Origin of the sequence: Bacteroides sp. NSJ-48 (assembly GCF_014287405.1) — a bacterium.
Taxonomy (GTDB): Bacteria; Bacteroidota; Bacteroidia; order Bacteroidales; family Bacteroidaceae; genus Bacteroides; species Bacteroides stercoris.
Genome location: NZ_JACOOD010000010.1, coordinates 79,787 through 103,344 on the forward strand (window position 1 = coordinate 79,787; position 23,558 = coordinate 103,344).

The window sequence follows — 23,558 nt, forward strand, 5'->3', positions numbered from 1 at the left end:
AATTCATAATTCTCTAACATTCCAGCAACATCTGGTTCACCGAACCGCCCGGCGGTGTCATCGGCATCACATTTCCTTCCTCCTCTACGCAAGCTTCCAGCAGGAACGGGCCGTCTGTTGCAATCATCTCACCGATGGCTTTCGCTAATTCCTCGCGGGTAAATACCCGACGTGCCGGAATTTCGTAGGCGGAAGCAATCTTCATATAGTCGGGATTCATCATCGGAGTGAACGAATAGCGGCGGTTGAAGAACATGGCCTGCCATTGACGAACATTACCGAGGAAGTTATTGTTCAGCAAAATCATCTTGACGGGCGCTTTCTGTTCCATTACCGTACCCAGCTCCTGCAGGTTCATCTGCAAACCGCCGTCACCCATAAAGACGCAAACCGTGCGGTCGGGGCGACCGAAAGTAGCGCCGATAGCGGCAGGAAGACCGAAGCCCATTGTGCCCAAGCCGCCGGAAGTGACGATGCTGCGTTCCTTGCTATATTTAAAGTAACGGGCGGACATCATCTGGTTCTGACCTACATCCGTCACCAAAACAGCCTCATTGTCCGTAGCCTCGCTGACGGCACGCACCACTTCGCCCATGCTCAACTTATCTCCTGCCGGATGCAGTTCGGGACGGATAACCTTCTCCTCTTCCATCTGTTCGTAGGGCAGGAAGCTGTCCAGCCACTCTTTATGTCCGGCAGGTTTCAGCAATTCGGTTACTGCGGCAAGAGTCTCCTTACAGTTGCCCAATACGGCTACATCCGTCTTTACGTTCTTGTCTATCTCCGCCGGGTCGATGTCGAAATGGATTATTTTTGCCTGCGACGCATACGTAGCCAGCTTGCCCGTAACACGGTCGTCAAAGCGCATACCCACTGCAATCAGCACATCGCATTTATTGGTATTGATATTCGGTCCCAGATTGCCGTGCATACCCAGCATGCCTTTGTTCAGAGGATGAGCCGTGGGCAATGCGGAAAGCCCCAGCAGCGTACATCCCGCAGGCATATCCGCCTTTTCGATGAAAGCACGCAATTCGTTCTGCGCATTGCCGAGTTCCACTCCCTGCCCCACCAATACCAACGGACGCTCCGCCGCATTTATCAGTTCGGCGGCTTGTCGTATGGCTTCCGGTTCCATTTCGGGCACAGGCAGATAACTGCGTACATAATCCACTTCGACAGGCGTGTATTCCGTCTTATCCACCTGGGCATTCTTGGCAAAATCCAGTACCACCGGACCGGGACGTCCGCTCCGTGCGATATAGAAAGCGCGTGCCACCGCCCATGCCACATCTTCCGCACGGCGAATCTGGTAACTCCACTTCGTGATAGGCTGCGTAATGCCTACCAAATCCACTTCCTGAAAGGCATCCGTTCCGAGAAATCCCGTAGCCACCTGTCCGGCAATGACAACAACCGGTGTGCTGTCTATCATGGCATCTGCAATACCTGTAATGGTATTCGTAGCGCCCGGACCGCTGGTAACCAGACATACGCCGACCTCGCCCGACACACGTGCAAAGCCTTGTGCGGCATGAGTAGCCCCCTGTTCGTGGCGAACCAGGATATGATTCAAATTCTTCCGGTGATCGTACAAGGCATCGAATACCGGCATGATGCTGCCACCCGGATAACCGAAAATGGTCTTTACTCCCTGATGCTCCAGAGAGCGCATCAATGCTTCTGCGCCTGTTATTAAGTTTTCCATATCTATTTATTATTGTTTTTCGGGTACGGAATTCCCAATTATTCTATCAGTCTCACAGCCCCTTTATCAGCCGAGCTTACCATACTTGCATACGCTTTCAATGCTTTCGACACCTGGCGGTCGCGGGTTACCGGCGTCATGGGACGGGCAGCCAGCTCCTCATCCGTCAGTTTCACATTGATGGAGCGGTTCGGTATATCTATTTCGATGATGTCACCGTCCTGAATCTTACCGATATTGCCTCCGGCAGCAGCTTCGGGAGAGATATGTCCGATGCTCAGTCCGGAAGTGCCGCCACTGAAGCGTCCGTCGGTAATCAGCGCACACTCCTTGCCCAAATGGCGGGATTTGATGTACGAAGTGGGATAAAGCATTTCCTGCATGCCCGGGCCGCCTTTCGGCCCCTCGTGGGTAATGACAACGACATCGCCGCTGACAACCTTTCCACCCAGAATACCGTCGCACGCAGCTTCCTGCGAGTCGAATACTTTGGCAGGACCGGTAAACTTCCAGATGCTTTCATCCACTCCCGCCGTTTTTACCACGCAGCCGTCCTGCGCTATATTTCCTTTCAGTACAGCCAGTCCGCCGTCCTTGCTGTAAGCATGCTGCAGGTCGCGGATACAACCTTCGGCACGGTCGGTGTCCAATTCCTTATAATAAGTATCCTGCGAACCGAGTGCCAGATTAAACTTTCCGGCAGCGGCACTGGAATATTTCCTGACCGCCTCCTCACAGACATTCGGGCCGGTGATGCAATACCTGTCTATCTCCTCGGCCAGCGTCATTCCGTCTACGCGGCGTACGGCCGTGTCCACCAATCCGCCTTTGGCAAGTTCGTCCATAATGGCAACGATGCCGCCGGCACGGTTTACATCCTGTACATGATATTTTTGGGTATTGGGAGCAACTTTACACAGGCAGGGCGTTTTGCGCGACAGCATATCTATGTCGTCCATCGTGAAGTCCGCTCCGGCTTCATGGGCCACCGCCAGCAGGTGAAGCACCGTATTGGTAGAACCGCCCATTGCAATATCCAGCGTCATCGCATTCAGGAACGCCTCGCGGGTGGCAATGCTGCGGGGGAGCACACTTTCGTCTCCTTCCTCATAATACTTATAAGCGTTTTCAACAATCAGCCTGGCAGCGTCCTTAAACAGTTGCTTGCGGTTTGCGTGGGTAGCCACAATCGTACCGTTACCCGGAAGAGCCAGACCGATAGCTTCGTTCAGGCAGTTCATGGAATTGGCGGTAAACATACCCGAACAGCATCCGCAGGTGGGACAGGCATGTTGTTCAATCTTGGCAACCTCCGCATCGCTCACGCTGTTGTCGGCCGACTTAATCATCGCATCGATCAAGTCGAGATGCTGTCCGTTCCACTCCCCGGCTTCCATAGGACCGCCGGAGACGAACACCGTAGGGATGTTCAGCCTCATCGCAGCCATAAGCATACCCGGAGTAATCTTGTCGCAGTTGCTGATGCACACCATGGCATCCGCCTTATGCGCATTCACCATATACTCCACGCTGTCGGCTATGATGTCGCGCGAGGGCAACGAGTACAGCATACCGTCATGCCCCATCGCAATGCCGTCGTCAATGGCAATCGTATTGAATTCGGCGGCAAAGCAGCCTTGCTTTTCTATCTCTTCCTTTACAAACTGACCTATCTCGTGCAGATGCACATGTCCCGGCACAAACTGGGTAAAAGAGTTGACTATCGCGATTATGGGCTTTCCCATCTGTTCTTTCTTCATGCCGTTGGCCGTCCACAACGCGCGGGCACCTGCCATACGGCGGCCTTGTGTGCTGAACGAACTGCGTAACTGATGTTTCATCTTATCTGTCTCCTTTTATGAAAAAAGCCTTTCTCACCGTAATGAGAAAGGCTTACTATAAATATCTTTACCGTACAAATACATACACAACCTTTCTCACGCTCTTGATGCCACCACCACGACGCGAATAATATGCAGGACTGCCAGGTTTATGGATGTATGCAGGTTCATAACTAAATTATCTTTATTATTCTCTTATCCGTTATTTATGCTGCAAAGGTAAGTGCTTTTTTATAATCTCCAAACAAATTGAAGAAAAAAAAGATATAAACATGAATAATCGTAAGGAAACCATGCTTTAAAATCTTATTTTATCACTTGTCGATTATCCATAAAACGATTCGGATACTTTGCAGAAGTAATGCCAAACACTTACAAAGCACTTAATAATCTGAAAATTACCGGGACGCTTCCTCTCCCGAAGCAAAATATTCGTATCTTTGCGCATTGTCAAAACAGACAATGCAGTATTTACTAATAAAGAAATAACAAATTAATGGAAACAGTAGAAAACAAGTACATCACCTTAGCATATAAGTTGTACACAATCGAAAACGGAGAAAAAGAGTTCACAGAAGAAGCTCCCGCAGAGCACCCGTTCCAATTCATATCGGGACTGGGCCTCACATTGGAATCTTTCGAAAACCAGGTGAAAGACCTGAACAAAGGCGATAAATTCGACTTTACAATCAAAGCCGAAGAGGCTTACGGCGAGTATGACGAGGAGCATGTCATCGACCTCCCCAAAAACATCTTCGAGATAGAAGGCAAGTTCGACAGCGAACGCGTAGTAGAAGGCGCCGTAATCCCCTTGATGACCTCGGAAGGCCAACGTATCAACGGAAGCGTAGTCGAAGTAAAGGACGATGTAGTAGTAATGGACATGAATCACCCCCTGGCAGGCTGCGACCTGAACTTCGTAGGTGAAATCACCGAAAACCGTCCTGCCACCAACGACGAACTGTCGGAAATGGCACGCATGATGAGCGGCGGCGGATGCAGCGGCGGATGCGGTGGCGGATGCAACTGCGGAGACTGTAGCAGCGAATGCTGTAGTTAACGGTTAGTGATTAAGGGTTAGTGATTAAGGGTTAGCGATTAGTGGTTAGTGATTAAGAGGTGGTGATTTGGTTTATCAATGGCACATATTCATAATGCTGCGATTAATCGCTAACCATTAATCACTAATCATTCCCCCTTAATCACTAATCACTAATCGCTAACCGCTAATCACTTACCTGTCATTATTTCCAGGACTACTTTGTCGGTTTCATTCATTCCTTTGGAACCTATCTTCGTGAGGTTTCGGATACTTTGGTCTACATCTTCATCAATAATTCCTTCGACGGAAGTAACGCAACGGTTTTCCATAGCCATGATGGCGGAGAGGACGGCGGTAGAGACGCCGGTAGTTACTTTCAAGGCGCAACTGGGTTTGGCGCCGTCGCAAATCATTCCGGTAAGGTTGGCAATCATGTTTTGGACGGCAAAGGACACTTGTTCGTACGTACCGCCCATGAGCCAGGTAATGCCGCAACTGGAGCCGGTGGCGGCTACTACGCAACCGCACAGGGCAGACAGACGTCCCAGACTTTGCTTGATATAAATCACGGTCAGATGGCTGAGCATGAGGGCACGGATCAACTCTTCTTCCGATTTGCCGTTCTCCTCGGCATAGACCAGCACGGGCAATGTAGCGGAAATACCCTGGTTTCCACTGCCCGAATTACTCATGACCGGTATCATAGCGCCTGCCATACGGGCATCGCATGCACCGGACGTATAAGAAAGGATATGGGAGAATACGCTATCGCCCAAAATCTTGTGTTCATAATTGCCACGTAACATTCTGCCCAGTCCATGACCGTAGTTCCCGTCGAAAGAACGTTCGGCGGCGGCTTTATTCAAACGGGCGGTTTCAAGGATAAAACGGATTTCGTCCAGCGGGGCATTCATGGCAAAGTCATATACCTTCCGCAAGGTCAGGCCTGCGACTTGTGCCTCCTCTTCTCCGCAACCCGCACTTTGCTTGTTTAAAAGGACATCACCGTTACGGGCTATATATATAAAGGTGGTATGGCCGCCGGCTATAATGGCAGTGGCTTTATTCCCGCCGGATTTGCAGCACACCTCGATATAAAGCTTTTCCGTGATATTCTTCTTCAGCGATATATCGATGCGTTTTTCGCCGATAAAGCGTTTTCCCTCTTCTACGGCGGCAGGATTGCTGTCTTTCAGCACTTCCAACTGATACTCCGACTTGCCTATCAGCGCTCCCAAGGCTATAGCTATGGGCAGTCCAATCATACCTGTGCCGGGAATGCCCACTCCCATTGCGTTTTTCAGGATATTGGCACTCAACAAGACATCTATTTTCTCCGGCTTTGCACCCAAGGCTTCGGTTGCTTTCGCCACACATAAGGCAACAGCAATGGGTTCCGTACAGCCAATGGCAGGAACTACTTCGCGCTGTACCAAAGCAATTATTTGTTTTCTTTCGGCTTCAGTCATACCATATATATTTTTATTCAATCCTTATACAAAGATATACGGAATAACAAATAAATACCAGAGTTTACCGCACTTTTTTCTTCTTGTACCTGTTATTACAAAATAATAGCGTATTTTTGCAAACTGCTAAACTGTATTTATTTATCAACATTCAAAAAAGAAGGATATGAATTTTAAGAAGTGGACTACTGCTCTCATGCTTGCCTTAGCCGTTTCGTCCTGCATACAAGACGAAGCGCTCAACTCCGAAGCAGCCATTGACGCCTGTACAGGCGCGGATGTACAATTGGCTCACATCAACAGTGACTCTAAAGAAATAAACATATATGTACATAAAGGGGCAAACCTTGCCAAACAGCAACTGCTGTTTACGCTGCCCGACGGTGCTACCATCAAGGCGGACGAACATTCACCGAATGACATCCTTAACAATTACGATTTCAGCAACGAGTCTCACTCCCGCACCTTCACCGTCACTTCCGAAGACGGCGAATGGACCGCTACCTATACCGTAAAAGTAGTACCTGCCGAAATGCCGGAAACATTCCACTTCGAAGACCTGCTTCCCTCTGCCGGTACCGAATACGACATTTTCTACGAATTCGAACCCGGAACTTCAACCAATGTTTCGCGCGTAGCGCAATGGTCCAGCGGCAACCCCGGCTACAAACTTACCGGCATGACAGACAACCGCACCGGCTATCCTACGCAGCAGGTTACTGACGGCTACCGCGGCAACGGACTGAAACTGACCACTTGCGACACCGGAAGTTTCGGAGCCATGGTGCAAATGTATATTGCCGCCGGAAACCTGTTTATCGGTTCCTTCGACCTGGCAAACGCACTGAAAGATCCTCTGCGTGCCACCAAGTTCGGCATACAGTATTACAAACGCCCCATAGCGTTGAAGGGTTACTTCAAATTCAAGGCAGGAGAGGTTTATACCGATGAAGGCGAAGTACAGAAAGACATGAAAGACCGTTTCGACATTTACGCCATACTGTACGAAGCAAACGAGAACTCCTTTATGCTGGACGGCAGCAACAGCCTGACTTCCGAAAACATTGTAGCCAAAGCTCAAATCAGTGAAGAGGCTGCTGTAGAAACCGATGAATGGACAGCATTCGAGTTACCTTTCGAACCTATGAACGGTAAAGAGATAAACAAGTCGAAACTGCAGGACGGCAAGTACAAATTAAGCATCGTCCTCTCCTCCAGCGTAAAGGGCGCGTACTTCAAAGGAGCAGTCGGCAGCACATTATACGTAGACGAATTAGAACTTATAAGCGAAGAAATCTGATTATAGAATATGAAAAAGCATCATTTTATTTGCACGATAGCCGTACTGCTGGCAATGGTAGCCAACGTACAGGCACAAGAAGAGAGAAACAAAAGTCTTATCAACTCCTATCTGCACGGTTGGGAATACAACATTAAAGCCGGATTCAATATCGGCGGTACATCTCCCATTCCCCTGCCCAAGGAGATACGCAAGATAGACAGCTACGCACCGGGCATCGCCATTGCCATCGAAGGTAATGCCACCAAGTGGTTCGACGAAAAGAAAAAGTGGGGACTTACCCTGGGAGTGCGGTTGGAGAACAAGAACATGACTACCGAAGCCACCGTAAAGAACTACGGTATGAAAATCATCAATACCAACGGCGGAGAGCTGGCAGGTCTTTGGACGGGTGGAGTCAAAACCAAAGTGAAGAACTCCTACCTCACCATTCCCATCCTTGCCGACTACCGTATCAGCAAGCGCTGGATAGTATCGGCAGGTCCGTACTTCTCCTATCTGCTGGAAGGCAACTTCTCCGGACACGTGTACGAGGGTCACTTGCGCACACCCGACCAGACCGGTTCCAAAGTAGAGTTTACCGGTGAAAGCATCGCAACTTACGATTTCTCCAACGAGCTGCGCAAGTTCCAGTGGGGTATCCAATTCGGGGGCGAATGGAAAGCGTTCAAGCATCTCACCGTGCATGCCGATGTAACGTGGGGATTAAACAATATCTTCCAGAAAGACTTCGATACGATAACGTTTAATATGTATCCTATCTATCTGAACTTAGGATTTGGATATGCTTTCTAAACAAGATTTTTTCGTTTTTTGTCGTCACTCGTCACTTTTCGTCTTAATGCATTAAGAACAAGAGTATTAACGGGTAACGATAAGTTATATCAACGGTGATGACCAATATTGGTCGTCACCGTTTTTTCTATAGCATCTTAAATCAAACAGAGCTATCATTCTGTTATTCAGCATAAAATGAAGAGATTATTCTTCTCGTATAAAAAATGTGAAAATCTTCGTTTTCTCCCTAATATCCTACATTTCGTACAAATTGTTCCACTTAACATCAACACTTGGTGCTTAATGTATCGAAAAGCGGTACTTATATTATATTGATAACACTCTTTTTAAAGCTGTCATAAAGATATTCTTTTCCTATATTTCATAGTATTTCGCAGCCGCTAAAGTAGACCTTTATGATGCCCGAATAAGTAGTGATGATTAATTGGGAGCGTCACTTTTTACAAAACTTATCATTCTTAATAACTATATTATTTTTCAACATTTTATACATAAAAGTGACGAGCAAGAAGAAGAATAATTATAAAAAAAGAGTATATCAGAATAGAAATTTTCAAACTTCTATTCTGATATACTCTTTAAAGAATCAATATATTATAAACTACTTATTCACAAATAACTTCAAAGTTATCTACAGTCAAAGTACTACCTCCTGCTCCTTTGAATCTATCCCCATCCTTACTTGAAGAACACACAATAGCAAATTTATATTCATTTCCTACTTTATATTCTTTTCTATAAGTAAACTCTATATTAAATGAAGTAAATTCTTCTTTTTCAGTACCATCAGCAAGTACAGCTGACGCAACAATGTAATCAGAATCATTTATATCATGTCCATTCAAGACAACTTCTTTTCCATCAGCATCCTTAGCTTCATACAATACAGCCTGAATAGCACATTCGTCTTTCTTGCCTTCAATGACATCTCCTTGTATATTTTCTGAAGCATCTAAATATTTATCTCCAGATTTATATTTATATACCCCTCTGAAAAACAAAGGCTTTCCTGAAATCAAGCGTGATGCTTCCACACCGAAAGATGTACATTTTAATCTATCGTTTGTTGGCGGCAATGCAGGTGTCATATCAAATGAACCTGTATATAAAGATCCTGATGTTATTTTGGGGATTAAAAAATTTGCAGCATTGGGATACTCAAAAGTTGTCATTTTAGCAGCATAAGTATTTTCACCTATAGGCTCATTTTCCAATAATACACCGCCTAAAAATCCCGCAGCCGAAGCACCAGATGCCCATATATCATTAGGTAAAAGAGCATTATTTTTTCCTAAACCATATTCCGGATGCTCCCATTCGTCAAAATTAAACTTCATCACTGTATTTTTAGTCGGAGATTTCACTACATACTCCACTATTGTACCATCTTCCGCTGTCACAGCAATAGTCACATCTGATGAAAGATTCATAGCCTTACCACTTTCTACAGAAGAAGTAGCCTTATCAGAAATAGTGAAGGTAGGAACCAAGTTTTTCAAAGCATCCGGATTCTCTTCAACTTTTGCTTCATCTACTCTGAATGTAATCGTATTATCCTCATTAATAACCGGTTGTTCAATTACAATCGCATTCGCCTCATTGGACATATCGAAAGAAAAAGCTGTAATCTTTGCCTCGCTACTTTCAGAACCTGTCAGACGAGTACCCTCGTATACAACTTTTACACTCTGCTTCAAGCCGCCTACAGTAGCATCAATATCCATATCTACCTTTACAGCACTATTTGCAATAGTACCTTTGGCATTGATTGTACAAGACAAGGCATCAACCTTTAAATCTTGAGTACCGGTAAATGTATATACATTACCATTTTGAGATAATACACAATTCTTTAACTCTACATCACCGATAGTAATTCCCATAAAGCTAAAATTGGCCAAAGAGAGATTTATAGCAGAAGGACCGGCCTTTTCAATCTTTATTTTTTGAGGTTCTGAAGGCATTGTAGTCCCCTCTACTGTTACAGTCAATGTACCTTTATAGTTACCGGCCATCTCACTTTCAATGACCTTAGAATAATCCGGCGCCTCATCGTCATCGCTACAAGCGGTAAATAAACTCATTGAACAAATCAATGCGAATAAATAAAACAAATTTTTCTTCATACAAATACTTGTTTAGTTAATAAAATCCCTACATAGTTAAGGGTTAGTTAATATTCTCTTTTATATCGAGGGTGCAAAATAACAGTTTTTAAAGCCTTTAAACAAGGTCTTTAATAAAAAATAGATGTCCTTTTTTTCATATAGGAAGAATTATAAGCATTCTTTACATTATTAAATACTCTTACATGTTCCCGCAAAAAGATACGGTTTCAAACAGTATTTTTATTCTCTAAAAGTCGGGAAATAAAAGATTTATTGTCATTTTTGAAACGTTTTACAAAAAAAATTGTTACCTTTATAAAGTCAAAGCCTTTTATAACAAGGCAAACTGGCACATTAACCTCATTATAAACCCTTAAAGCAATTGATATGTTCAACTCATTCGGCAATATTCTCCGCCTTACCAGTTTCGGAGAATCACACGGTAAAGGCATAGGCGGCGTAATAGACGGATTCCCCGCAGGAATCACCATCGATATGGACTTCGTACAATCGGAGCTCGACCGCCGGCGACCGGGGCAATCACGCATCACTACCTCACGCAAAGAATCCGACAAGGTGGAATTCCTTTCCGGTATCTTCGAGGGCAAGTCCACCGGATGCCCCATCGGATTCATCGTGTGGAACGAGAACCAGCACTCCAACGACTACAACAACCTGAAAGAAGTGTACCGCCCCTCGCACGCCGACTATACATATAATGTAAAATACGGAATACGCGACCACCGTGGCGGCGGACGCTCATCGGCACGCGAAACCATTTCGCGCGTAGTGGCAGGCGCATTGGCAAAACTCGCCTTGAAACAGCTTGGCATCCGCATCACCGCATACACCTCGCAGGTAGGCCCCATCAAACTGGAAGAAAACTATACCGCCTACGACCTCGACCTGATTGATACCAACCCGGTGCGTTGCCCCGACCCGGAGAAAGCCAAAGAAATGGAAGAGCTTATCTTCAAGATAAAGGGCGAAGGCGATACCATCGGCGGCGTGGTGACCTGCGTCATCAAAGGATGCCCCATCGGACTGGGACAACCCGTTTACGGCAAACTCCAATCCGCCCTTGCCGCCGGCATGCTCAGTATCAACGCCGCAAAAGCGTTTGAATACGGCGAAGGCTTCAAAGGACTGAAGATGAAAGGCTCCGAACAGAACGACGTGTTCTATAACAACAACGGACGCATCGAAACGCATACCAACCACTCCGGCGGCATTCAGGGCGGCATCAGCAACGGACAAGACATCTACTTCCGCGTAGCCTTCAAGCCCGTGGCAACCGTACTCATGGAGCAGCACACCGTAAACATGGACGGCGTGGACACCACCCTCAAAGCCCGCGGACGTCACGACCCCTGCGTACTGCCCCGAGCCGTGCCCATCGTGGAAGCCATGGCAGCCATGACCCTGCTCGATTTCTACTTGATTGACCGTACTACACAATTATAACAAACGGGTGATAAAGTAATAGGATATCACCTCATCATTTCACATTATTATTATGGAAATAAAGAAATATATCGCAGAGAACGAATCCGGAATGCTGGAAGAACTGTTCAGTCTTATCCGTATCCCCAGCATCAGTGCCAAACCCGAACACCACGACGACATGCTGGCGTGTGCCGAACGCTGGGCGCAACTGCTGCTCGCCGCCGGTGCAGACGAAGCACTGGTAATGCCTTCGGCTGGCAATCCCATCGTATTCGGACAGAAGATTGTAGACCCGAAAGCCAAAACCGTATTGATATACGCACACTACGACGTAATGCCCGCCGAACCGCTGGAACTCTGGAAAAGCAATCCCTTCGAGCCCGAAGTACGCGACGGCCACATCTGGGCGCGCGGTGCGGACGATGACAAAGGACAGTCCTTCATCCAGGTAAAGGCTTTTGAATATCTGGTAAAGAATAACCTGCTGACTCATAACGTCAAGTTCATCTTCGAAGGAGAGGAAGAGATTGGCTCGCCCAGCCTCGAAGGCTTCTGCCGGGAACACAAAGAACTGCTGAAAGCCGACGTAATCCTCGTGTCCGACACCAGCATGCTGGGTGCAGACCTTCCCTCGCTGACTACCGGCCTGCGCGGACTTGCCTACTGGGAGATAGAGGTGACCGGTCCGAACCGCGACCTGCACTCCGGACATTTCGGCGGTGCGGTGGCCAACCCCATCAATGTGCTTTGCGGAATGATAAGCAAGGTGACGGATGCCGACGGACGCATCACCGTTCCCGGCTTCTACAACGATGTGGAAGAAGTGCCGCAGGCGGAACGTGAAATGATAGCGCACATCCCGTTCGACGAGGAGAAATACAAAAAGGCTATCGGCGTAAACGCCCTTTTCGGCGAAAAAGGATACAGCACGCTGGAGCGCAACAGTTGCCGTCCGTCTTTCGATGTATGCGGCATCTGGGGCGGCTATACGGGCGAAGGTTCCAAAACCGTACTGCCCTCCAAGGCATACGCCAAAGTATCCTGCCGACTGGTTCCGCATCAGGATCATCACAAGATTTCGCAACTGTTTGCCGATTACATCATGGCTATCGCTCCCGATACCGTACAGGTAAAAGTCACCCCCATGCACGGCGGGCAGGGATACGTATGCCCCATCACGCTCCCGGCATACCAGGCTGCGGAGAAAGGCTTCGCCAAAGCTTTCGGCAAAAAGCCGTTGGCAGTACGTCGCGGTGGCAGTATTCCCATCATCTCCACATTCGAGCAGGTATTGGGCATCAAAACCATACTGATGGGATTCGGTCTGGAGTCCAACGCCATCCATTCTCCCAACGAGAACATTCCGTTGGATATACTGCGCAAAGGAATCGAGGCAGTTGTTGAATTCCATCTGAACTACTGACACCTGAAAAGATTTCAGAGCTGCAACCGGAAAATACGGAAAGGATTATAACCGGATATAACTTTACTCGAACGGCTTGCGGAATGTACAACCGCTTTTCCATTCGGAACAACCGTAAGCCGTTTTTCCTTTAATAACCGTTCCTTTTCCGCAAAGCGGGCAAGGCTGGCCTACCAGCGCATCGGCAGGTTGCTTCTCACCGGCTGCCTGCTCCGTTTTCTTCGTTGCAGACTTCCGCGGCGCTCTTTTCTTCGGTTCTTTTTTCGGTTTATCGGATGCGGCAGCAGCTTTTTCCCCCTTACCCTTTTCTAGCACGGGAGCCTGTATTGTGATATGACGGTTGCTGTTATCGGAAAGTACACTCATCACAATCTCCGATACCATCTGCTTCAGCTCCTCCAAAAACTGTCCGGCATTATAGGTACGCTTCTCTATTTCACGCAACTTCTTTTCCCATATACCCGTCAGTTCGGCAGATTTCAACAACTCTTCGTGGATAATCTGAATCAGTTCCACACCCGTAGGGGTAGCTATCAGGTTCTTTTTCTCCTTACGGATATAGTTGCGCTTGAAGAGCGTCTCGATAATGGCGGCACGTGTGGAAGGACGGCCGATGCCGTTCTCTTTCAAGGCATCGCGCAGTTCGTCGTTGTCCACCAGCTTACCGGCAGTTTCCATGGCGCGCAGCAAGGTGGCTTCGGTGTACGGACGCGGCGGTTGCGTCCACTTCTCGTACAGGTCGGGCAGGTGCGGGCCGCTCTCTCCCACCACAAAGGCGGGGAGCACGTTCTCTTCTTCGCCGCCCTTCTCCTCTTTTTCCTCCTGCGACTGTGCCGAGGGCGTGCCGAATACCACACGCCAGCCGGGTTCCAGTATCTGCTTGCCCGAAACCTTAAACTCTATCTGCTCCACCTCGCCTATTACGGTGGTTGTAGCGAACAGACAGTCCGGATAGAACACGGCAATGAAACGGCGTGCAATCAGGTCGAATACGCGGCGCTCCATATCCGTCAGGTTCTGGGGCGGCTGGCCGGTAGGAATGATGGCATGGTGGTCCGTCACTTTCGAGTTGTCGAACACCTTCTTCGACTTCGGCAGAGTAGCCCCGTCCAACGGAGCAGTCAACGCCTGATAATCGCGCAGTCCCTTCAGTATGCCGGGACATTTGGGATAGATGTCGTCACTCAGGAAAGTGGTATCTACACGCGGATAGGTCGTTACTTTCTTTTCGTAAAGCGACTGGATGGTTTTCAGCGTCTCATCGGCGGAGAAAGCGAATTTCCGGTTGCACTCCACCTGCAGGGAAGTCAGGTCGAACAGACGGGGCGGAGCCTCTTTCCCGTTCTTACGGGTGACGTTCGTTATGGTAAAAGGAGAATTCTTTATCTGTTCCAGCAAAGCCTCACCCCGTTCCCGGTCTGTGATAGGTTCTATTCCCCGGTTATCTTCGGGTTTGGCAGCTTTGGCGGCTGCCCCTTCTTTCTGTTTTTCCGCTTCCAGCACCAGTTCCTCATCGCTCTTGCGGAGAATGGCGGAGAAGGTGGTGTCGCGATACACCGTCTTCAGTTCCCAGTATTGCTTGGGAACGAAGTTCTGTATTTCGAGCTGTCGGTTTACGATGAGCGCGAGCGTAGGCGTCTGCACACGTCCTATGGAAAGCACCTGCCGGTTCTGCCCGTACTTCATGGTGTACAGGCGGGTGGCGTTCATGCCCAGCAGCCAGTCGCCGATGGCACGCGAAAGCCCCGCCTCGTACAACGGCTGGAAATCGGACGCATCCCTCAGTTTGGCAAACCCTTCGCGGATGGCTTCTTCCGTCAGCGAGGAAATCCACAGACGCTTCACCGGACAACGCGCACCGGCTTTCTGCATCACCCAACGCTGAATCAGCTCTCCCTCCTGTCCGGCATCACCGCAGTTTATAATCATGTCGGCATGCTGCATGAGGTTCTCGATTACGTGGAACTGGCGTTCGTAGGTAGGGTTGCTGATAAGCTTGATGCCGAAACGGGGCGGAACCATAGGCAGGCTGCCCAAGCTCCACGACTTCCAGTTGGGTGTGTATTCGTGCGGTTCCTTAAGGGTACAGAGATGCCCGAACGTCCAGGTCACCTGGTATCCGTTTCCCTCGATGTACCCGTCTTTCTTATCTTTCGCTCCGAGTACATCGGCTATGTCACGCGCCACGGAAGGCTTTTCGGCAATACAAACTATCATTCGCTTTTCTTTTTTAGGCAATGCAAAGATAATGCAAAAATTCGATTAAGCGAGCCGGGGAAGGAAGTTGTTCTTGTTTCAGACACAGAGATGCAGAGACACAGAGTCTTAAAAACGGCTCTTTTCATGTAAGGCTGTTCCTCTCCCTATCCCCTCTTCTGCTCTGTGTTTCCGCATCTCCGCGTTCACATTCCTCCCCGCGTTTCAGTGCCTCCGTATCCCTCTTTTAGCACAAAATTAAAACAGAACTATACAAAATTAGCAATCAAATAAACATTCCGTACCATAAAAAAAACATTAGAGTCCGCAGATACATGGAAAAAGGCGTAATTTAGCAATCGAGGAACAGTCTCCGAAAAAACAATTATAAAACTAATAATATGGTAAAACAAATCTCAGTGAAGCACATAGCCTGCCTATCCCTGCTCAGTACATCAATGGCACACGCTGCCGAACGTCCCAACATCATCTACATCTTTACCGACCAGCATACGGCAAACGCCATGAGCTGCGCCGGAAACCCGGACTTGCACACGCCCAATCTGGACAGACTGGCTGCCGCCGGTATCATGTTCCAGAATGCTTACTGTACCGCACCGCTCAGCGGCCCTTCACGCGGCGCCATGTTTACAGGATGCTATCCAGGCACAACAGGACTGTTGGTCAACGGTGCTCCGCTACAAGAATCGCTCCAGACACGAACCCTGGGCACACTGGTAAAAAATGCTGGATACGAATGCGCCTACGGCGGCAAATGGCATGTGCCCGAACTCGATATCCCGGATAAAGTGCGAGGATTCGACCAAATTTACAAACACAGCGATGACGGACTGGCAGAAGCATGTGTGGAATTCCTTTCGCGCAAACACAACAAGCCTTTCTTCCTGGTAGCTTCTTATGACAATCCGCATAATATCTGCGAATATGCACGCAGCCAGAATCTTCCCTACGGCAACCTGGACATACCCGAAATACGCAATTGTCCGGGACTTCCCCCTAACTTTGCCAAGAATCCGTACGATGCCGATGTCATCGAGAAAGAAAGGGAAAACAATTTCAACGTCTACCCCACCGCCACTTTCACCCCCGAAGACTGGCGTATGTACCGCTACACATACTACCGCCTCGTAGAGAAAGTAGACCGTGAAATCGGCAAGATTGTAGACGCCATCGACAAGAATAACTTGTGGGAGAATACCGTCGTTATCTTCTCCAGCGACCACGGAGACGGAATAGGCGCCCACCACTGGAACCAGAAATCGGCCCTGTACGAGGAAGTGGTAAACATCCCGTTCATCGTAACCCTGCCCGGCAAGAAACATGCCGGCACAAAGCTGCCGCAGCTCATCAGTAACGGTGTGGACTTCTTCGCTACCGTTTGCGACTGGGCAGGCGCCAAACTGCCGGAAGACGCTGACGGAAAGTCGTTCCGCAAAATAGCCGAAGAAGGCAATCCGCAAGCTCCCCACCAGGAGTATGTCATTACCGAAACACAATTCGACGGCAGCAAGACACGGGGCTGGATGGTACGCACCGCACGCTACAAATATGTATTGTACGACAAAGGAAGACACCGCGAACAACTGTTCGACATGCAGAACGACCGGGGCGAGACAAGAAACCTGATGATGGAGAACGCCTATACGAAAGTGGCGCAGGAACATCGTGATATTCTTGAGAAATTCATGAATAGCCATAAAATCAGACCGACGCGTCCCAAATTGCACGATGTACCGGGAAAGGTGCTCACAAAAGCAACCAAACATTAAACCGCCATCAGACCAAGAATCAATAAACTTATATAACGCTGTATATGAATAAAATAGTATCCACCATCATTTTCTTCAGTCTTGCAGCCACTGCACAGGCGCAAACGGCCGGAGAAGCCACCATCAGGCTCACCGGCACAACGCTGATGCACGAAATGCGTGCAACTCCCTCGCCGCTGGACGGCGCTGAAATCAGCGACCGTGCCGTGTCTTTCCAATGGCCGCTGCCGGCAGGCCTCAACATCCTGCGAAGCGGACTGGACGGTGCGGAAGAGAACACCCCAAAAAAAGAAACAGACAAAAGCAAGCTACGCTACTTCCTGCGCTACTCGCAAACTCCGGCATTCAAGCCGGAAGCGACCGTACAGGCCGAGACGCGCTGGCCGTTCTTCAACCCCAAACAGGATTTGGCTCCGGGCACATGGTACTGGCAATACGGCTATGTTACGGACGGAAAGACCGAATGGAGCGATACGCTGCAATTTACGGTAAACAACAATCCCCGGAAATTCTGCCCGCCCGCACTGGATGCCGTACTTAAGAACCTGCCTGCCCACCACCCCCGCGTATGGCTCGACAGGGACGAATGGGACGGTTTCATAAAGCGCAGCGAGGGCAAAGCCGAACGCAAGACTTACCTCAAACGTGCCGACAAAGTACTTGCCACCCCGATGAAGTCGGTAAACGACATCAACTCGGACCTGGCAAAAGGGCTGGCTAACGAGATGCAGAAAAATGCCATGCTCACCCGCGAAAGCCGCCGCATCATCGACAGCGAAGAAGCGAATACCGACGTACTTATCCGCGCCTACCTGCTCACCAAAGACCGCCGCTATGCCGACGAAGCCGTGAAGCGCGTCAAGGAGATGGCCACCTGGGGAGACAACAAAAACGTGGTGGGCGACTTCAACGAAGCCACCCTGCTTTCGCTCTGCTCCATGGCATACGACGCACTGTACGATGTTCTGGACGATGCCACGCGCAGATTCCTGCTGAACGAAATAAAAGCATTCGGCAACAGCATGTACATGCACGATATCAACCGCCTGGAAAACCACATCGCCGACAACCATGTGTGGCAGATGACTTTCCGCATCCTCACCATGGCAGCCTTTACCGTTTACGGTGAACTGCCCGAAGCCGATGCGTGGACGGACTATTGCTATAACCTGTGGCTCGCCCGCTTTCCCGGCCTGAACAAGGACGGAGCCTGGCACAACGGCGACTCCTACTTCCACGTCAACATCCGTACACTTGTAGAAGTGCCCTATTTCTATACCCGCCTCACCGGCTTCAACTATTTCTCCGACCCCTGGTATCAGGGAAATGCCCTGTACGTCATCTACCAGCAGCCGCCATTCTCAAAATCGGGCGGCAACGGCAGCTCGCACCAGAAGATACTTACCCCGAGCGGTACGCGTGTTGGCTACGCCGATGCTCTGGCGCGTATGACCGGCAATACATTTGCCGCAGATTACGTGCGCCACATCAGCGCCCGCCAGCCCGACATACTCGAACAGGGAAGCACCTCGAAAGCCGGCGGCCTTGCATGGTTCCGCCTGCAATGCGACAAGCCCTTGCCGGACGGGCCGGGTTTGAAAGACCTTCCCATGGGACATGTATTCCCACAGAGCGGACTGGCCTCGTTCTCCACCAACCTGGACGATACCGGCAAAAGCGCAATGCTCAGCTTCCGCAGCAGTCCTTACGGCAGTACCTCGCACGCCATAGCCAACCAGAATGCTTTCAATACTTTCTGGAACGGCCAGTCGCTCTTTTACAGTAGCGGACACCATACCAGCTTTACCGACATACACGGCGTTTACTGCCACCGCGCCACCCGCGCCCACAACACCATTCTGGTGAACGGCATGGGACAACGCATCGGAACGGAAGGTTACGGCTGGATTCCCCGTTACTATGTCAGCGACAATATCAGCTATGTGGCAGGCGATGCTTCCAATGCTTACGGAAAGGTTATCTCTCCGCTCTGGCTGCTACGCGGCGAACAGAGCAACCTGGAATTTTCCCCTGAAAACGGTTGGGACGATACCGGTCTGAAAATCTTCCGCCGCCACATCGTAACTTTAGGCAAAAGCGGTTATTCCTTTATATACGACGAGCTGGAAGCCGAAGAACCCGTGACCTGGAGCTACCTGCTACATACGGTTACCAACCCCATGAATGTGGACAAGACCCGGGAATACGTACACATACAGGCCACCAGCAAGGACGGTGCGTCCGATGCCTATCTCTTCTCCTCCGGAACGCTGGAAACGGATACGACCTCCCGGTTCTTCGTACCTGCCGTCAACTGGCTGCGTGCCGATGAGAAGGGACACTTCGCACCCTATCCCAACCACTGGCACTTCACCGCAACATCGGACAAGCAGAAAGTGTACCGCTTCGCTACAATTGTGTACACACATGCCAAAGACAATGATGCGGAAAACGCACAAGCTGCTCCCCGCAAACTGAAAGACGGTAGTATCCAAATCGGTGACTGGAATATCAAAGCAAACATATCCACTGCCGGAAAGCCTTCTTTCGAGGTACGCAACACGCGCAAAGACTGCGACGCAAGCATCAGTTACAAGGATTACGGTGCAACCGTGATACACGATAACGGCAAAAAGACCGAGTTGAAAGACGAAGTTCCCGAACTGGAAATCTAACAGCAAGAAAACATATACGGACACATGAAGAAACTGCTACTGCTCACAATCGCAATCTGGTACCTGACAGCCGGCTGTTACAGCCAGACAGACTGGAAAAGTTTCATGTCCCGGCAGGACATGACCTGGACCCGCCTGCCCCAAACCTGGTACGAAGCCCCCTTCATGGGAAACGGCAGCATGGGTTCCTATATCTGCAAAGAACCCGGAAAAAACGCCATACGGGTAGATGTAGGCAACAGTATGGTACACGACCACCGCACAGACGATGCGAGCATCTATGGAAGAGGCCGGCTGCTTATCGGTTATTTTCTCCTGCATCCCGTGGGAGAAATAAAATCCGGCGACCTGAGGCTGGACTTATGGAACGCTGAAACCACCGGGTGTATCCGTACCACCCGGGGAGAGATAAAGCTAAGAGCCTGTGTCACTTCCGAGAGTCCCTATATCCTGGTCGAAGCCGAAGCTACGGCAGGCGAAAAGGAGTTCACCTGGAAATTCTATCCGGAAAACACGGATTCGCCGAGGCAGTTGAATGCAATCCGGAAGGGTAACAAGAACCACCTCAAAAAAGACTATGTGTCCAATCCCGCCCCGCAACTGTCCGCACGCAATGGGCTGAACCTCTGCTGGCAGCCCCTGCTTGCCGGCGGCGGTACTGCCACAGCCTGGAAAGAGATAAGGAAAGAGAATACAAGCACGCTTATCGTAAGCAACGCACATTCCTTTCCCGGAACAGAGGCTTTGCAAAAGGCGGAAACGGCACTGGCAAGCCTGCAGGAAGCCGACCTGCCCGTGCTCCGGAAAGTACACCGGGAATGGTGGCATAACTACTATCCGCAAAGTTTCGTGAGCCTTCCCGACAAGAAGATGGAGAATTTCTACTGGGCGCAGATGTACAAGCTGGCATCGGCCACCCGCACCGGCGGCGGACTGCTCGACAACAGCGGTCCCTGGCAAGTGCTGACTCCCTGGCCCAATGCCTGGTGGAACCTGAATGTGCAACTGAGCTACTGGTCCGTATACCCATCCAACCGGCTGGAACTGGGCATGCCGCTGGTGGATGCGATAGGAAACAATCTGGATAACCTGATAAACAACGTTCCCGAACCCTACCGGAAAGATGCCGCCGCACTGCCCGTAGCCACCGACTTTACCCTGACGGGAGCAACGGTGAATGTTCCCGGAACCGAAAAGAAAGCCCAGGTAGGCAACCTGACGTGGATTTGCCATAACCTCTGGCTACAATACCGCTTCAGCATGGACGAATCGATATTGAGGAGTACCCTGTACCCTACACTGAGACGGGCCGTCAATTTCTATCTGCCTTTCCTGACAGAAGACAAATCGGGCAAGCTTCATTTGAAAAGAACCTATTCTCCGGAGTACGGTACTGCCGAAGACTGCAACTACGACATCGCCCTGTTGCGCTGGGGATGCAATACATTGCTCGAGGCAAGCAGGATTCTATCTGTCGATGACGAGCTGATACCCCGCTGGAAACAAGTTGCAGAATACCTGACCGACTACCCGCAAGACGAAAACGGCATGATGATAGGCAAGGATGTACCTTTCAGCCGCTCGCACCGCCACTACTCGCACCTGCTGATGTTCTATCCGCTCTACCTGTTGAATGCCGAGCAGAACGGCAGCAAGGAACTTATGGAAAAATCCGTAGAGCACTGGCACAGCCTGCCGGGCAATATCCTTGGATATACTTATACGGGGGCTTCTTCGCTGTATGCGGCATTCGGCGAGGGAGACAAGGCGCTGGAGAAACTCAACGGCCTGTTTGCCCGCACCCTGCGCCCCAACACCATGTATATGGAAAGCGGACCGGTTATCGAGACCCCGTTGTCGGGCGCACAGTGCATACACGATATGTTGCTGCAAAGCTGGGGCGGAAAGATACGTGTGTTCCCTGCCGTACCTTCCCAATGGAAAGATGTACAGTTCAAGGACCTGAGAACCGAAGGCGCTTTCCTCGTATCCGCTGTGCGGAAAGGCGGAAAGACAAGCTTCATCCGTATCAAAAGCCTTGCCGGAGAACCGTGTATCCTACGCACCGATATGGCAAATCCGGTTGTAAAGGCAGGCAATGCCACATTGACCCTGCAAAAAGAGGGTGAGTACCTATTGGATTTAAAGAAGGGAGAAAGCGTAATCCTGACTGCCGCAGGGGGGAATATTCCCGTCATAAGTCCTGTCGGCGGAGAAGGAGAAAATTATTTCGGACTGAAATAGAAGGGCGGCTTTAGCGGAATGAAAAACAATCGGTAAGCAAGCCCCCGCAAATACCCGTAAAAACAGCCTGGGTTTACGTATTCAGCGTAATCCCAGGCTGTTTTTATATACCTGTCCCATACTTTTTCTACAAAAATATAAGAAAACTGAACAGAACTAAAAGCCAAATCAACGATACTGTAGAATTACAACACACACTAAAAAGCGATTGAGCGGGAAAGAACCTAATTTAGCAAACACAAAAACAAATTGTTATTACTATCATAGATTCCGTATGAAAAACATCCAAAGAATCGTCCTTGTAAGACAGAGATAATAGCTTGATTGATAAGGAAAAATCGCTTATTTTTTTTATTTGTTCCGTTATCCAATATCACTAATTTTGCAAAAGGCAATTTGGGAATATAGCCCAATGATACGGTTAAAGACAAATAAAATAAAGCTTGATGGAGTTATATAGAACAAATGATACTGTAAATGATACCGTAAATGATACTGTAAATTCCAAAGAGCAGGAAGTCTTAGATATCATCAATCAATATCCGGGACTTAATTCGTCTAAGATAGCCAAATTGATAGGGAAAAGTACATCTACTACTAAGCGCTATTTAAATTCTTTAGTTAGATTATGAATATTTGTCATCACTCATCACTACCTACATTAACCTACTGATTATAGGACAATTGACGTAGTAAAAAGAACATTATAACAGTGACGACCAATATCCGGTCGTCACTGTTTTTAAGGTACATTCCGTTATATCTTACTCTGCAACACACTGATTTACAACCCTTACATACACTTTATGCGACCCTTGCCCCAATGTTGTTAAAATACCTTTCTCCACCAGTAAATTGAGGTCATTCAACGCCTTGTTCTTCAAAAGTCCCGTAATTCCGCTGTAATCCTTGCGCGTAATGAAAGGATTTGCATCCAAAAACGCGCATAGTCTGCGGTAACGTTCCGCACCGCTGATATCCTCACTGTGCCGGAAGCCATACCCTGCCCTTACACGTTCCACAAATCCGGCACACTGTTTCCGGAAGCCGGGCGATACGCGGAAATGCACCTTGCCGAAAAATATCGTCTGCGCATGGATTTCCTTCTTGTCCATGACGGGACGCGCTGTCAGTCCCGCCGAGAAATGTCCCATATTGCCCAACTGTACATGATGCCCTTCGGAAAGGTAATAGGAGATGCGGCTTTCCAATGCAGCAAGCACTCCCTCGACGTCTCCGGGAGTAAAACTGGTTGCCTGTGAAATATCGCTGACCAGACGTTTGCCGGTGATAGTCCCCTTGTTCACGATGCGGGGATACATGGGTTGTAATTCGCCGTCTCCTTTCGGGTTGGGCTTTCTTTGGAAATCATACTCTGCTGCCATTGTCGTTCTGTTTTTTTAGTTATGTAATAATTGAAAATCCTGTTGTATCGGTAGCTTACGCCATTCGGCCGCATAAATTCGGATATTCTCCGCGGTCCGTTCGGGAAAAGCCGGAAGATAAACAACGCTTTGC

14 protein-coding genes and 1 pseudogene are annotated in these 23,558 nt (G+C 49.2%); 9 read left to right on the forward strand and 6 right to left on the reverse strand.

Annotation, left to right across the window (positions count from 1 at the left end; all coding sequences use genetic code 11):
- Positions 1–13: 13 nt before the first annotated feature.
- Both ilvB and ilvD read right to left on the reverse strand, forming a co-directional pair.
- Entirely contained in the window at positions 14–1,708 is a 1,695-nt protein-coding gene (gene ilvB, locus H8S52_RS06815; protein WP_186909528.1) for a biosynthetic-type acetolactate synthase large subunit, read from the reverse strand.
- A 38-nt stretch (positions 1,709–1,746) separates the two neighbouring features.
- Positions 1,747–3,549, reverse strand: coding sequence for a dihydroxy-acid dehydratase (ilvD, locus tag H8S52_RS06820; protein WP_117955324.1), 1,803 nt, complete (start codon positions 3,547–3,549; stop codon positions 1,747–1,749).
- A gap of 496 nt (positions 3,550–4,045) precedes the next feature.
- Here ilvD and H8S52_RS06825 point away from each other — a divergent pair, with 496 nt between their 5' ends.
- Complete coding sequence (locus H8S52_RS06825) at positions 4,046–4,609, forward strand: peptidylprolyl isomerase (RefSeq protein WP_005657206.1); 564 nt, start codon at positions 4,046–4,048, stop codon at positions 4,607–4,609.
- Between the two features lie 170 nt (positions 4,610–4,779).
- Here the strand turns inward: H8S52_RS06825 and H8S52_RS06830 are convergent, their stop codons facing one another.
- Positions 4,780–6,060 carry a serine dehydratase subunit alpha family protein gene (locus H8S52_RS06830; protein ID WP_117984158.1) on the reverse strand — a complete coding sequence of 427 codons (1,281 nt, stop codon included), beginning with the start codon at positions 6,058–6,060 and terminating at the stop codon, positions 4,780–4,782.
- 166 nt (positions 6,061–6,226) lie between these two features.
- Between H8S52_RS06830 and H8S52_RS06835 the strand changes: the two genes are divergently transcribed.
- Positions 6,227–7,360, forward strand: coding sequence for a PCMD domain-containing protein (locus H8S52_RS06835; RefSeq protein WP_117955327.1), 1,134 nt, complete (start codon positions 6,227–6,229; stop codon positions 7,358–7,360).
- 9 nt (positions 7,361–7,369) lie between these two features.
- A complete protein-coding gene (locus H8S52_RS06840; protein WP_117906794.1) occupies positions 7,370–8,155 on the forward strand; it encodes a porin family protein in 786 nt (261 codons plus the stop codon).
- A gap of 608 nt (positions 8,156–8,763) precedes the next feature.
- Here H8S52_RS06840 and H8S52_RS06845 read toward each other — a convergent pair.
- Complete coding sequence (locus tag H8S52_RS06845) at positions 8,764–10,284, reverse strand: PCMD domain-containing protein (protein WP_117858502.1); 1,521 nt, start codon at positions 10,282–10,284, stop codon at positions 8,764–8,766.
- 369 nt (positions 10,285–10,653) lie between these two features.
- On the opposite strand from H8S52_RS06845, the gene aroC reads away from it, so the two are divergent.
- Entirely contained in the window at positions 10,654–11,730 is a 1,077-nt protein-coding gene (gene aroC / locus H8S52_RS06850) for a chorismate synthase (RefSeq protein ID WP_005657216.1), read from the forward strand.
- Between the two features lie 52 nt (positions 11,731–11,782).
- A complete protein-coding gene (locus H8S52_RS06855; RefSeq protein ID WP_016661810.1) occupies positions 11,783–13,135 on the forward strand; it encodes a dipeptidase in 1,353 nt (450 codons plus the stop codon).
- A gap of 63 nt (positions 13,136–13,198) precedes the next feature.
- Here the strand turns inward: H8S52_RS06855 and H8S52_RS06860 are convergent, their stop codons facing one another.
- The gene (locus H8S52_RS06860; protein ID WP_186909529.1) at positions 13,199–15,352 is read right to left on the reverse strand and encodes a DNA topoisomerase 3; all 2,154 of its coding nucleotides are present in this window, start codon (positions 15,350–15,352) and stop codon (positions 13,199–13,201) included.
- Positions 15,353–15,732: 380 nt separating this feature from the next.
- Between H8S52_RS06860 and H8S52_RS06865 the strand changes: the two genes are divergently transcribed.
- The 4 genes and pseudogenes from H8S52_RS06865 to H8S52_RS06880 all read left to right on the forward strand — a co-directional run.
- A complete protein-coding gene (locus H8S52_RS06865) occupies positions 15,733–17,121 on the forward strand; it encodes a sulfatase (RefSeq protein ID WP_016661812.1) in 1,389 nt (462 codons plus the stop codon).
- A gap of 44 nt (positions 17,122–17,165) precedes the next feature.
- Complete coding sequence (locus tag H8S52_RS06870) at positions 17,166–19,796, forward strand: DUF4962 domain-containing protein (RefSeq protein ID WP_186909530.1); 2,631 nt, start codon at positions 17,166–17,168, stop codon at positions 19,794–19,796.
- Between the two features lie 24 nt (positions 19,797–19,820).
- A complete protein-coding gene (locus H8S52_RS06875) occupies positions 19,821–22,040 on the forward strand; it encodes a glycoside hydrolase family 95-like protein (protein WP_186909531.1) in 2,220 nt (739 codons plus the stop codon).
- A gap of 464 nt (positions 22,041–22,504) precedes the next feature.
- Positions 22,505–22,672: pseudogene (locus tag H8S52_RS06880) on the forward strand (winged helix-turn-helix transcriptional regulator); the annotation flags it as partial.
- A 132-nt stretch (positions 22,673–22,804) separates the two neighbouring features.
- On the opposite strand, the gene H8S52_RS06885 reads toward H8S52_RS06880, so the two are convergent.
- Positions 22,805–23,425, reverse strand: coding sequence for an HU family DNA-binding protein (locus H8S52_RS06885; RefSeq protein ID WP_117899221.1), 621 nt, complete (start codon positions 23,423–23,425; stop codon positions 22,805–22,807).
- Positions 23,426–23,558: the final 133 nt, after the last annotated feature.